This window comes from Dehalococcoidia bacterium (assembly GCA_025054935.1).
Lineage (GTDB): Bacteria > Chloroflexota > Dehalococcoidia > SpSt-223 > SpSt-223 > JANWZD01.
Genome location: JANWZD010000001.1, coordinates 174,168 through 187,038 on the forward strand (window position 1 = coordinate 174,168; position 12,871 = coordinate 187,038).

The following is a 12,871-nucleotide window of genomic DNA, read 5'->3' on the forward strand; positions in this document are numbered from 1 at the left end:
AGCAGGAGCGTCACGCACCGATCGCGGACGGCTGCGCTCCCCGTCATACTTAGTGGCTACTGGAGGAAGAGCGGTAGTGAGCGCGCTGCGAGGACGGAGACGCTTGAGAGAGCTGGCGGTTCGGCTGGTAAGCGCCTATTGGCGGCTTGTCATCCGCGTGCGCTACGGCCGACGCGTCCGGATAGGGCGGAATTTTCGCACGAACGGGCGGCTGGTGATCCGAGGGCCGGGCCGGGTGGAGATTGGTGACGATGTCAATGCTTGGGCGCACGCGGAAAAGAACGTGCTCATCACCTTCGCTCCGGAGTCGCGCATCCGTATCGGCTCGGGCACCCGCCTCAATGGCGCCGGCATCCAAGCGCGGACCCAGATCACGATCGGCGAGCGCTGCATTCTCGGCTCGACCCTGCTCCTCGACACCGATCATCACCCGCTTGACCCCGCCCGCCGACATGACCCAACGGCGCCCGTCGCCTCAGCGCCGATCACGATCGGGGATAATGTCTGGCTTGGAGGCCAAAGCGCCGTCCTCAAAGGCGTGACCATTGGCGAGAACTCGGTAGTAGCGTTCCGAGCGGTCGTCGCGTCGGACGTGCCGGCGAATGTTGTTGTGGCGGGGAACCCGGCGCGGATTGTGCGCCGGCTCGACCAGAGCGACGAGAGGCAGGAGCCGGCCCCGTAGCGGGGATGCGCCCGTGGGGGCGGTCCAGTCGCGGAGAGCATGCCTGCTGCAGTGCCGCCCGCCTCTGCCCGCTGACCCGTGACGCTATACTTCCTGGCTGCGTGAATGAATCTCTGCCTCGGGTTCGTCGCGGCGTCCTCTGGCCGCTTGTTGTTGTCCTCCTCGCGCTGCCTGCCTGCGTACCGAACCCGGTGCCGCCGCTCGCTGCTCCTGCTCCGTCGGGCAGTGCCCCGGCAGGGAAGGAGCAGACAACCCCAGTGCCGGTGGCGACCTTCTCGGCGACAGTGCCGGCCAGCGCGAGCATGCCGACCCCGACGGTGCCGAGCGTTGCCGCGACGCCTTCGCCATCGCCGATGGGGACCCCTGGCTCGATGACGGCGACGAGGACCCCGCCGACCGTGACGAGTGCTCCCGGCACGCCGCCGCCGCTCCCAAGCGCTGCTCAACAGCCGATCGTCGCCACTCCCGCGCCGAATGACCTGCTCTTCCCCATCTCGCGAGACCTCGCCTTGCCGCCGAGCTATGTGCCGCCTGACCTCGTGCCGATCGAGGGGATCGTCCCGACGGTGCGCGGCCCCCATCTGATCCGTCGGGTAGTCGTCGAGGATCTCCGCCGCCTCGTTCGCGACATGCAGGCCGCGGGGCTGAACCCCGTCGTCGCCTCTGCCTATCGCTCCTACGCGATGCAGGAGGCGACCTACGCCTACTGGGTGCGGACGCTCGGCCAAGTCCAAGCAGACCGAGTGAGCGCGAAGCCGGGCCATAGCGAGCATCAGCTTGGAACGGCGATCGACTTTGCGAGCGCGGAGAATGGCTACGAGCTAGATGAGCGCTTTGCTGCCACCCGCGAGGGCAGATGGCTCCTTGCCCACGCCGATCGGTACGGATTTGTGCTCAGCTATCCGGCTGGGGCAGAGGCAATCACCGGCTATGCCTACGAACCTTGGCACTACCGCTACGTTGGTCCGGCCGATGCCCGAGCGATCGCGGCGTCGGGCCGGCCGCCGATCGAGTACTACCGCGCTCGCTGGCGCTAGAGCCGGGGGTCGAGAGGGTGCCGCGCGAGGACTGCCCAGCGCAACAGCCTCCTGCTTTACTTAATCTTGTAGACGGTATCGAGGTTGTAGACGTTCGGCGTGGGCAGTTCGACCCCTTTCACTTTCGGGGTGAAGACGACGAATTGCGAGCGGCTGACGGTGTAGATGACCGGCACGTCCTCCCGGAAGACGCGGTTCGCTTGGAGGAACAGCTGGCGCCGTTTGGCGACATCCGCTTCGGCATAGGCGAGGTCCATCAGCCGGTCCCATTCGGGGTTGCAGTAGAGCATCGCACGGCGGGGCGCGCCGACCGGCTTGTCGCAGCCGTAGAAGGTGCGAAGCCCGGTGAAGAAGCCGTTGTCTTCGCCGTTGCTGCCGCTCCACAAATCGCCCTTCGGGAGGTCCCGCCGGCCGTACGCCTTGTCAACAAAGACACTCTCCTCGTTCGGGATCAACTCCACCTCGACGCCGACCGCCCGCAAGTCGGCCTGAATGGCGACGAGCATGTTCTGCTCGCCCCGGCCCGTCGAGTAGTCAAGCCCGCCGGGCAGCCGGAAGCCATTCGGATAGCCGGCCTCCGCGAGCAGGCGCCGCGCCATCGCCACGTCGTAGGGGATCGGCTGCACCGTGGGGTCGAAATAGTCGGTGTCAGGCACGGCGACTTGACCCGTCGGCTGAGCGTAGCCGCCGTACAGCCCGCTCGCGATCGCCTCTTTGTTCACCGCGTAGTTAAGCGCAAGACGCACGCGCTTCTCTTTCAGCGGCGTGTCCCGCAGTTCCCATGAGCCCTGCGGCATCGCAATCTGCGCCGAGGAGTTGAGCTGGGCGGTGACGACGATGCCGCGCTGCTTCAGCTGGTTCGCCTGATCGCCGGAGAAACTGAACATCGCCATGTCGAGCTCGCCTTGGGTGAGCCCGTTGATCACCTGAACGGCTTCGGGGATCAGCCGGAAATGGATCTCATTGGCGATCGGCTTGCGGAACGCGTGCGGCTCCGCGCGCTTGCGGTAAATGATCTGGTTCGCTTGCTGGAAAGAGACAAGCTCATACGGCCCGCTGCCCATCGGCTTCTGAACAAAAGCCTCAAACCCGATCGACTGGTAATACTTCTTCGGCAATATCCAGATGAAGGGCCCTCCGTTCGGGATCGCCGCGTTCGGCGCAGACAGCTTCAGTTCAACGGTGGTCGGGGTCGGATTGGTGACCGAGGTGACATTCAGCAGGTAAGACGTTTGGGGCCATCGGCGGTCGAGGATCTCTTGGATGCTGAAGACGACGTCTTCGGAAGTGAGGGGGTCGCCGTTGGCGAACTTCATGTCGGAGCGGATCGTGAACGTCCACGTCAGCCCGTCGGGCGAGACACTCCACCGCTCGGCGACCCAAGGACGCACCTCGTACTTCGGGCCGAACGTCGTCAGATTGTCGTACAGCGGCCAGTATTGGAACAGGTTGGCCCGCGACGCTTGCGGCGTCGGGTTGCCGATCATCACGCCGACCGCCACCCGCAGGATCTGCTGCTCGTCCCGCTGCTCTGCCGGCGCTACGCCGCCCGTGGGCGTTGTCGGCGCCGCGGGCGCGCACGCGACGCTCAGAAGCATGATGAACGCGAAAAGCCGAGCGGCCGTTGCGCGCATATGCCCTCCGAAATAGGGATATCGTAGACAGTCCTCTGCATTGTACGTCCCCGTCGCTCGGTGTCAACGTTTATTGCGTGCCATCCCGAAGCAATGGGAGCGGTGCCGCGAGCTTGCGCGCTCGCCGCGCGGAGGAGTGGCCGGCGGGCATGGAAACGAGCGGCGCCGCCCGGCAGCCGGGAAGTGCCGCGCGAGGGTGACGCTGGGCGCTCCCGTTCCGGCGCCGCCCTGCTCTTAGGGCTCGTGCCAGTTCAGTTCGATCAGGTCTTCCTTGAGAATGGTCGTCAGTTCAAAGCCGCAGCGCTCGCACCAGCACGGCTCGCGCGCGAGGGGCGGCGGCAGGAGCGGGATCCCGCAGCGCGGGCAGTACCACGCGGCTGTTCCCCGCGGGCGAACGAGCGGAGCGGCGAGCGGGCGTGTCCGGGCGAGGAGACGGTTCAGTTCGGCAGTTGCGAAGATCGAGTATTCCATTCTCCCCGCGTCGCAGACCCAAATCGGCCGTCCTGCGCTCTCTGCTCCTCGAAGCGGCTGCCCGCAGCGCAGGCAGAAGACCGGCGAAGTGGCGGCTGGCGGGGTCGGGAACGGCGGGGAGGGGAGCGGCGGGCGCACGCCAGCAAACAGTCGTTGGCGCTCGGTGAAGCGAAACCACTCGCGGGCAATCCAAGCGCGCTCCCGGAGGCGGACAGGCGCGTAGTCATCGAGAGGAACCCCTTGCCGGAGCAGCGTCTGCCGGTGCGCCTCCTCATGCGGCACCCCGGCGTCGATCAGGCGGCGCTCAATGAGGGTATGAGCGTACCACCGTCGCTGCTCAGCCGAGACCGGCTCAACATAGCGGTCAGGACGCAGTGACGGGTCGGGCTCACTAGTCATGGGCGCCGCCTGCGTACTGGTCGAGATATTCCTCGAGCGCGAGCGCAACGGCGTCAGGGAGGGAGCGCACTTGGGCAGGGCCGACGCCCACCGAGCGGCTGCCTCCAATGCCCCGTAACTGGCGCGCCATTTCGCGCGCCCGCTCGTTCGGCGGCAGCGGGCTCGCCATCCGCAGGTTTAAGCTGACGAGGCGGCCAAGCGCTTCGGCAAGGGCAGCGATATCGCTGCCCGCCTTCCCCACGTTGATGAAGACTTCGTACAGTCCGTACTCGTCGCTGTTGAGGGTAACGTTGACCTTTCCTTCAGGCGCGACGATCTGGCGCGTGTAGCCCCGCACGACCTCAGGCCGCGGACGCACTCCCGAACTGTCAACAACATAGCCGAGCCGCTCGTCTGGGCGCATCAGCGATCGCCCCTCCTCGCACTCCAGCGCGCCAGCTATCGGTCGGGTTCTGATTTATTGTGCCGCATTTTGGCGGTGCTGCCCAATTTGGTATTGTCTGATGCTATGAGCGCCATCCGCGCGGTGACCTTCGACCTGTGGGAAACCCTCATCCACGATTCGCCAGCGCTGGGTAATGAGCGTTCTCAGCTGCGAGTAGTCCGCCTCACCGAGGCCCTGCGCGCTCTTGAGCAGGCGATCGACGTCGCGGACGTCCAACGCGCCTACGACGCTTCGATGGCCGAGTACGACGCCGTCTGGCGCGATTATCGCGATTTGTCGACCCGGCAGCAGCTGGAAATCCTCGCCGGCCTGATCGGCGAGCAGATCGCCGCTGCGCTCGATGAGGCTGGCTGGGAAGCAGTAGAACGCGCCTATGTCGACCCGATCCATGAGCGGCCGCCCACGCTCAGTCCCCATGCGCTGCCTGTTCTCGACTGGCTGCGCGAGCGCGGCTATCGGCTCGGCCTCATCAGCAACACCGGTCGAACGCCGGGCACGGCGATGCGGCAGGTCCTCGCCGACTACGGCCTCCTCGACCGGTTCGATGTGACCATCTTCTCGAATGAAGAGGGACTGCTGAAGCCGCGGCGCGAACTGTTCGACCGCGCGGCCAGCCGTTTGGGGGTTCCGAATGAGGCGGTCGTTCACGTCGGCGACAACCCCGTCGCCGATGTGGCGGGGGCGAAAGCTGCCGGCATGCGCGCGATCCTCCTCGGGACGCTGCCCGCCGCCGTTGCGCCCGACGCCCGGATCGCGACCCTCGCAGAACTGCCCGCCCAGCTCGAACAATGGGGTGCTCCGCCAGCCAGCGCTGCGAGTCAGGAGGTGAGCTGGCGGAAGCGGCCTCCCTCGACGATGTAGAAAAAGACGCGCTGTTCCAGAAGGTCGCCGTTGGCGTCGTACTGGATCCGGCCGACGAGCGACTGGATGTCGAGCGACCGGATGGCGCTCGCGATCGCGCGGCCGTCCGCCCGATTGGCGCGCTGCACCCCCGTCAGCAGCACCTCCATCGCGCTATATCCGGTCGTGGCGTCGATGCCGGGATTCCGCTGCTCAAGCTGCCGAAATGCGGCAAACCAAGCAGGAGAAGCGACAACGCGCGGGTCAGGCGTGATCGTCGAGATCAGGATGCCTTCTGCCAGAGCCCCAAGCTCATCGATAAATTGGTCGACGAAGTTCGCGTCCGAGGCGAGGATCGGGGTCGTGATCCCGGCGCGGCGCGCCTCCCGGACAAAGGTGATCCCGTCGGGAAAGTCCCCAGCGAAAAAGATCGCTTGCGCAGCAGCGCCGCGGAGCGCGGGCAGCTGCTCGGCAAAGCTCGGCGCGTCGGGACGGAGCGCAATCGCCGCAGCAAGCTGCCCACCTGCTTGCTGCAGCCCCGAGGCAAATTCGGCGGCGAGCCCTTGGCCGTAGGTGTTCGTAGTATAGACGAGCGCCACTCGCCGCCAGCCCCGCTCCACAAGATAGCGCGCGGCGCGCGGCCCTTGGGTGGCATCCGTGGCGCAGACACGGAAGAAGGTTTCTACTCCGGCGCGCGACAAGGCGGGGTTGCTCGCGCTCGGCGTGACGACGACGAGCCCGAGGTCGCGGTAGATCGGCAGCGCAGCGGCGGTTGGACCGCTGTTGTAGTGGCCGATCACCCCGAGCACCGTCTGCCCTGCCTGCACGGCGGCCGCGACCTGCTTTGCCGCCTCGACTGCCGCCGCCTCGTCCGCCTCGTCGTTGAGCGGCCGGACAGCGACGCGCCGCCCGCCGAGCACCCCTCCCGCTTGGTTGACCTCCTCTGCTTTCAGGCGGGCGCCCCCGAGCATCGACTGCCCCCCCTCCGCCTGTTCCCCCGAGAGCGGCCCAACAACGAAGACGATCGCTTCCCCAGAGAATTGGGGTCCCCGCTGGCAGGCAGCGAGTGCTGCAGCGGCAGCCGCGAAGAGGAAGTAGCGACGACCGATCACGTTGTGCTGCTCATCGGCGCATTCAGCGTGACCGCCCTCGGCGCCACGCCGTTCCCCGATAGGGTGCCAGATCGCCGCGGCGCGGAGCAACCGTCCAAAGCCCCGCCGGCTTAGTCGATGACAAGGCGGGTAAACGCTTCTCCAGCGAGGAGAGCTGCCGGCGCGCCATCCCGCGCTGCGAAAAGACGCCACCGCTCGGGCAGGTCTTCAGGACGAGGGGTTTGGCTCGCGTGGGCGAGCCGGGCGGCGATCTTGCGCTCGAGCGCTGGCGCGATATCAACGAAACAGTCGGCGGCTGCGGAGGCAAACAGCCACACCTCGCGGACAGCGTGGGGCGCAAGCCCAGCGCTCACCTGGTCGGGATAGCTGAGCGGGTCTCGAGCGAGGGGGTAGATGGCGTCGAGTACTGCGCGGCCGGTGCGGCGATGATCGCGGTGAGCGAGGTAGGGCGGCAGCGGATGCTCGGGGTCATGGGTGAAGACCGCAAAGGGCCGCACGCGCCGGATCAAGGCGACCAGCGTTTCTGCAAGGGCGGCGCTGTTTTCGACATGACCATCGGGATGGCGGAGGAAGACAATCTCGGCAGCGCCGAGGATCGCCGCTGCTATCCGGGCCTCCTGTTCTCGGCGGGCGGCAACGCGCTGCGGGGATTCCGTCGGGTCCGACGTTCCATGTTCGCCCGACGTCACGAGGGCGATTGTCACTGTCGCGCCTGCCGCAGCCGCCAAGGCAATCGTCCCCGCGCACCACCGCTCAATGTCGTCGGGGTGGGCAGCAACCACGAGAATAGGACCTTGCGGTGGGGAAACAATCGCCGGCATCGCTGAATCCTACCGAACTCGCATCGCTCCCTCGTCCGTCGGCTCCGGCCCGTGGAGGTGGGGCCAGTTCGCCAGCATCGCCTCAAGCTCGGGGAGCGTGGAGGCGCCGGGCGGTTTGCCTTGGCTTGCCATCTGCTGAGCGAGCTGGCGGATGGCGGCGTTGCGCGGCGTCGGGATGCCGTGGAGCATGCCAAGCAGGCAGATCTCGCCGTTGAGATAGTCGACTTCGAGGCGAGAGCGCCCTTTGGCGAGGCTCTGCCAGGTTGAGCTGCCGTGACGGCGCGGAGCGCCAGGAATTTCCCCGTACCGATAGTGCCTCAGGATACGCTCCCGCATCTCTTCTTCGCTCGCCCAGTCGATCCCCGCAGCGCGGAACACTGCCGCCGCTTCGTCGCGCAGTGCGGCGCCGACGCTGCCGCCGCCCGGTGGGATCTCGCCGACGATCGCCTCAAGCCCGTTTGTGAGGTTAATGAGCAGCTTCGCGTATTTCAGCCGCATGATGTCTTCAACGGCCCGCGAGAGAAACCCGCTCGAAGCGAGATCAGCCGCGACCCGCTGGATGAGCGGGTCGACGCCGCGCGGGAAGCGCCCGCAATCGAGAACGCCCGTGACCGGAACCCCATAGGCGTCGACAACCCCGGGGTCGAAAAAGGTTGCGGGCAGATGGACGTTCATCGCGTAGACGCGGCTGAACCGGCGCGCTGCCATGCGCTCGTTGGCAACGCCGTTCTGAGCGCAGATCACCGGCACATCGCCCGCAGCCCGTTCCAGCGCTTCGAGCGCCGGGGTGGTGTCGTGCGATTTCATCGTCAGAAAGACGACGTCATCGTCATCGAAATCGATCTCGGCAGGCGCGCTCACTGCCGGCACCCGAACTCGAATGGCGCGATCTGGCGTTCGCAGCAGCAATCCATCCCGTCGGATAGCGGCGAGGTGATCGCCGCGGCAGACAAGGATCACCGTGTGACCGGCGTCGGCGAGCCGGGCGCCGATTGCGCCGCCGACTGCTCCCGCTCCAAAGATGATGTACCGCATCGCTCCCTCCGACGTGCCGCCGTATCGCCCTCCTCCTCGCGCGACGACGCTCTCGCTGGCGTAAGGCGCTTCGCTGCCCTGCGGGGGCCGACCGGTGTGGCGGCAGGGTGTCAGGCGCGGCTCGTTGCCGGTCGGTCGCCCGAGAAGGGGTGCTGTGCCGTACTCTTTGTACTATCCCTGCGCTGGAGGAGGAACAGTGCAACGCTTTGGCGCGCATGTCGGCGGCGGGCTCGCCCGGATACCGGACGCAGCAGCGGCGCTTGGCGCGGAATGTGTTCAGATCTTCACGTCGGCGCCGCAGAACTGGCGTCCCCCCCGCCACGATGCGCGCGCCGTTGCCGCCTTTCGCGAGGCGATCGCGGCCCGGAGTATTCACCCCGTCATCATCCACGGGATCTACCTGCTCAATCCGGCCTCTGCGGACCCGGCGCTCGTGGAGAAGTCGATCCTCTCGATTGTCGATGACCTCGAATGGGCCGACCGGCTTGGAGCGTGCGCGGTCGTCATTCATCTCGGTTCGAGCGGAGCGGATCCGCTCGAAGTGGGAGTAGCCCGCTGCGCCGATGCACTCGGCCGGGTGCTGAGGCAGTATGCTGGTTCTGCGTCGCTTTTGCTTGAAACATGTGCTGGGCAGGGCAATACGGTCGGGCGGCGGTTTGAGGAACTCGGCTATCTCCTTGAGCGCCTGAATGATGAGCGGGCAGGCGTCTGCCTCGATACCTGCCACGTCTTTGCTGCCGGCTATGACATTGCGAGCGAGAACGGGTTCGCCGAGATGATGGCCGACCTCGACCGGTATGTGGGACGCGAGCGCGTTCGCGCGCTCCACGTCAACGACTCGAAAGGGCCGCTCGGCTGCAACCGCGATCGTCACGAAAATATCGGCCGCGGCCACATCGGCGAGGAGGGCTTTCGGCGCGTGCTGCGCCATCCGGCGTTCGCTGCCTTGCCGCTCATCCTCGAGGTGCCGGGGCTGGATAACCGCGGTCCGGACCGCGCCAATCTGCAGGTCCTCCGCGCTCTTGCCGGCGCGCCGCCGTTGCCCGAGGCGCCGAACGGCGCGCTGCGAGAGGCAAGCGCATCGCCGCTTCCCGAGAGCGTTTAAGAGGCGGGTCTCCCCGTTTTCGCGCGCCGCCGCGCTACAGCCGGCGCAGCCCGTCCCGCCGCGCCAGCAGTTTCCACGGGCTGATCCTGCCGTTTGATGGTGGCGCCGGCTTCTTGGCTTGATGTCCGTGCGCGTGAGCGACGGCCATAGCGAGGAGAGCGGCCTCCTCGGCCCGAGCGGGAATTTCGCTCGCAAGGGCAGGCCACCGCCGGCTGATGAACGCGGTGTCAAAGCGTCCCTCGGCGAAGTCGGCGCTCTCCATCAGGATCTGATGGAAGGGGATGGTGGTCCGCACTCCGACAATGTGGTACTCCTCGAGCGCGCGCCGCATCCGCCGGATTGCCTCCTCGCGGGTGGGCGCCCAAACGATCAGCTTGGAAAGGAGGGGGTCGTAGTCGACAGTGACATGCAGCCCTTCGTAGAGCGCGCTGTCGACCCGGACGCCGGGCCCAAGCGGCTCCCGCAGCGCCTCGATCGTTCCGATTGCAGGGAGGAAGTTGTTGAACGGGTCCTCGGCCGAGATGCGGCATTCGATGGCATGCCCGCGCGGCCGAATGTCCTCTTGGGAAAAGGAGAGAGGAAGCCCAGAGGCGACGCGGATCTGCTCGTGGACAAGGTCGATCCCGGTGACCAGTTCCGTCACGGGATGTTCAACCTGAAGGCGGGTGTTCATCTCCATGAAATAGAAGTTGCGGTCCGCATCGACGAGAAATTCGATGGTGCCCGCGTTGACATAGCCGACTGCCCGCGCTGCGGCCACGGCGGCCTCGCCCATGCGCCGGCGCAGGTCCGGGTCCATGATCACGGACGGCGATTCCTCGACCAGCTTCTGCAGCCGGCGCTGGATCGAGCATTCGCGCTCGCCGAGGTAGACACAGTTGCCGTGGGTATCGGCGATGATCTGAATCTCGATATGCCGAGCAGGGGAAACATACCGCTCGACATACACGGTCGGGTCGCCGAACGACGACTCTGCTTCCGAAGCGGCAGCGCGCAAGGCGCTGGGGAGGTCCTCCGCCCGTTCGACGACGCGGACGCCTTTGCCGCCGCCGCCGGCCGCCGCTTTCAAGATGACCGGAAAGCCGATCTCCTTCGCAATCCGCGCCGCCTCCTCTGCAGTCACCCCTTCCAGCGCCCCCGGCACGATCGGCACGCCGGCAGCGTGCATGCGGCGGCGCGCTGCTGTCTTCTCGCCCATCGCCGCCATCGCCTCCGCAGAGGGGCCGATGAAGGTAATCCCTGCCTCGGCGCAGGCCCGAGGCAGCACTTCTTTTTCCGAGAGAAAGCCGTAGCCGGGGTGAATCGCATCCGCGCCCGACCGTTTAGCGACATCGATCAGTTTGTCGACGCGAAGATAGCTTTCACGAGCGGGAGCGGGACCGATATGGTACGCCTCGTCGGCCATTCGAACGTGGAGCGCCTCGCGGTCAGGGTCGGAGTAGACTGCCACAGTGGCGATGCCCAGTTCGCGGCAGGCGCGGATGACGCGAACAGCGATCTCACCGCGATTGGCAATTAGGACCTTGCGGATCATCGACAGCTCCTGCGAGCGCGTTTGCACGCAAGAGTAGCACAGGGCTCTCCAGCAGGATGGCCTCGCCGCTTTCGTCACCCGATGCGCGAAACCTGGTCAAAACGGATCCCGCCATCGCCGCCGAGCGTCCCGAGGTCGACCTTCTTTGGGTCGTAGCCGCGGACGGTCGCGCTGGGCACAAGGAAGAGCCACGCCGGGTCTTCGAGCAGGACGGCGGAGGCTCTCTGAAGGAGCTGACGCCGCTTCTCGGGGTCCATCTCCGTGCGGGACGGCTCGTAGTAGCGGTCGAATTCCGGGTTGTTGTAGTGGCGCGTCGCCGGCGGCTGCTTGCTCCAGAACCAGCTGATGGAGAAATCGAGGTCCATCGCCGGGCTGTTTTGGAGCGGGATCCCGAAGAGATCGGCGCGAGGCTGGCGGCCATACACTTTGTCGGTCCACGCTGCTTGGTCCGTCATCGGGATGAACTCAAGGTCGATGCCGATATCACGAAGGTTCTGCTGGATCAGCAGCCCAATCGGCACAAACTCGGCGATGGCAACGGTTGTCTCTGCCCTGAGTTTGAACCCGTTGGCGTAGCCTGCCTCGGCAAGGAGGGCGCGCGCTTTCGCGGGGTCGTACGGATATGGCTTGAGCGTGGGGTCATACCCGAAGGTCACCGGTTGGGCGAGCTGCGCTTCCGGTTGGGTCAGCCCGCGGAAAATCTGCTTCGCGATGCTCTCCTTGTCCACCGCGTAGTTGATCGCTTGGCGCACCCGCTTGTCCGCAAGCGGAGAATCAACGGGCCGGTCGCCGCTGACAGTGTCCATCCAAAATCCGAGCGAGGTGCCGAAGTTGGTGACTTGAGCGGCCATCCCTCGTTCGCGGATCCGGTCGTACTGGTCGATCGGGATGAAGTAGGCGAGGTGCACCTCTCCCGTCAGGAGCCCGTTCACCCGCGCCGATGCCTCGGGGATAGCGCGGATCGTCAGTTCACGGAGCTTCGGCTTGCGGAACGGGTGGTCGGGGTAGCCTGTCAGCACTAACCGGTCGTTCGGGACGAACTCCTTGAACCGGAAGGGACCGCTGCCGACCGGGCTGAGCGCGAACTGCTCGTTGCCGACCCGGCTGATGTAATGCTCCGGCACCACCGACATCGTGGTCAGCCGACGAAGCAGGATCGGGTCCGGCGCTTTGGTGATGACGTTGAGCGTCAGGTCGTCCACCAGCTCAACGCGGTCGACGGTGGTCAGGCGCGTGCCGAGGGCGAGCCGGAGCGACGGGTCCATGCTGCGGTCGAAGGTGAACTTCACGTCTCGGGCCGTCAGTCTTGTCCCGTCGTGGAAGGTCAGGTCAGGACGAATGACGAGCTGCCACGTCGTCGGATTGAGGACCCGCCAGCTCGTCGCGATGGCAGGAAGGGGATCACCCGTCCTCACGTCGAGCATGACGACGTTGTCGAACATGTCGTACATCCGGTTGACGGGAAGATTGGCATTCGGGTCGAGCGGGCCGCTGAGCGTGCTGGTGGCGACGACGAGCGTCTGATCAACGGCAGAAGCGGCATCCGGCGCTCTTCCGGCTGGCGAGGCGGGAGCGCTTGGCGCGCACCCAGCAAGCAGCAGCGCGACAGCGATCATCCCTTGCGCAACGAGCCGGCCCATCACTCCTCCTCCTTCTTGAACACCGAATGCATCATACTGCTGGGCGGCGCGCCTTTCACTCTTTCGGAATGTCGGCCGCGGACGAGGCGCCCCCCGCCGACGAAGGCAGTGGGTCC

12 protein-coding genes are annotated in these 12,871 nt (G+C 66.3%); 4 read left to right on the forward strand and 8 right to left on the reverse strand.

What is annotated here, in order from left to right:
* The first annotated feature begins 103 nt into the window (after positions 1-103).
* Complete coding sequence (locus tag NZ773_00750) at positions 104-682, forward strand: acyltransferase (protein MCS6800462.1); 579 nt, start codon at positions 104-106, stop codon at positions 680-682.
* Between the two features lie 101 nt (positions 683-783).
* Positions 784-1,719, forward strand: coding sequence for a D-alanyl-D-alanine carboxypeptidase family protein (locus NZ773_00755; protein MCS6800463.1), 936 nt, complete (start codon positions 784-786; stop codon positions 1,717-1,719).
* 56 nt (positions 1,720-1,775) lie between these two features.
* Here NZ773_00755 and NZ773_00760 read toward each other — a convergent pair whose 3' ends face one another.
* From NZ773_00760 to NZ773_00770, 3 genes are all read right to left on the reverse strand, one after another.
* On the reverse strand, positions 1,776-3,353 hold the full coding sequence (locus NZ773_00760) for an ABC transporter substrate-binding protein (protein MCS6800464.1): 1,578 nt from the start codon (positions 3,351-3,353) through the stop codon (positions 1,776-1,778).
* Between the two features lie 234 nt (positions 3,354-3,587).
* Positions 3,588-4,223 (reverse strand): hypothetical protein, encoded by a 636-nt coding sequence (locus NZ773_00765; protein ID MCS6800465.1) that lies wholly within the window; start codon positions 4,221-4,223, stop codon positions 3,588-3,590.
* Positions 4,216-4,626 (reverse strand): hypothetical protein, encoded by a 411-nt coding sequence (locus NZ773_00770; GenBank protein ID MCS6800466.1) that lies wholly within the window; start codon positions 4,624-4,626, stop codon positions 4,216-4,218. Before NZ773_00770 ends, NZ773_00765 begins: the two co-directional genes overlap by 8 nt.
* Positions 4,627-4,731: 105 nt before the next feature.
* Between NZ773_00770 and NZ773_00775 the strand changes: the two genes are divergently transcribed.
* The gene (locus NZ773_00775; protein ID MCS6800467.1) at positions 4,732-5,529 is read left to right on the forward strand and encodes an HAD family hydrolase; all 798 of its coding nucleotides are present in this window, start codon (positions 4,732-4,734) and stop codon (positions 5,527-5,529) included.
* Here the strand turns inward: NZ773_00775 and NZ773_00780 are convergent.
* The 3 genes from NZ773_00780 to NZ773_00790 form a co-directional block, all read right to left on the reverse strand.
* Positions 5,487-6,620 carry a branched-chain amino acid ABC transporter substrate-binding protein gene (locus NZ773_00780; GenBank protein ID MCS6800468.1) on the reverse strand — a complete coding sequence of 378 codons (1,134 nt, stop codon included), beginning with the start codon at positions 6,618-6,620 and terminating at the stop codon, positions 5,487-5,489. The two genes, NZ773_00775 and NZ773_00780, sit on opposite strands and share 43 nt — an antisense overlap.
* 110 nt (positions 6,621-6,730) lie before the next feature.
* Entirely contained in the window at positions 6,731-7,441 is a 711-nt protein-coding gene (locus tag NZ773_00785; protein MCS6800469.1) for a PIG-L family deacetylase, read from the reverse strand.
* Positions 7,442-7,450: 9 nt separating this feature from the next.
* Positions 7,451-8,476, reverse strand: coding sequence for a 2-dehydropantoate 2-reductase (locus tag NZ773_00790; protein MCS6800470.1), 1,026 nt, complete (start codon positions 8,474-8,476; stop codon positions 7,451-7,453).
* Positions 8,477-8,672: 196 nt separating this feature from the next.
* On the opposite strand from NZ773_00790, the gene NZ773_00795 reads away from it, so the two are divergent.
* Complete coding sequence (locus tag NZ773_00795; protein ID MCS6800471.1) at positions 8,673-9,581, forward strand: deoxyribonuclease IV; 909 nt, start codon at positions 8,673-8,675, stop codon at positions 9,579-9,581.
* Between the two features lie 34 nt (positions 9,582-9,615).
* Here the strand turns inward: NZ773_00795 and accC are convergent, their stop codons facing one another.
* Together accC and NZ773_00805 are read right to left on the reverse strand one after the other, a co-directional pair.
* Positions 9,616-11,115 (reverse strand): acetyl-CoA carboxylase biotin carboxylase subunit, encoded by a 1,500-nt coding sequence (accC, locus tag NZ773_00800; GenBank protein MCS6800472.1) that lies wholly within the window; start codon positions 11,113-11,115, stop codon positions 9,616-9,618.
* 74 nt (positions 11,116-11,189) lie between these two features.
* Positions 11,190-12,755: an ABC transporter substrate-binding protein gene (locus NZ773_00805; GenBank protein MCS6800473.1), complete on the reverse strand. Its 1,566-nt coding sequence runs from the start codon at positions 12,753-12,755 to the stop codon at positions 11,190-11,192.
* Positions 12,756-12,871: the final 116 nt, after the last annotated feature.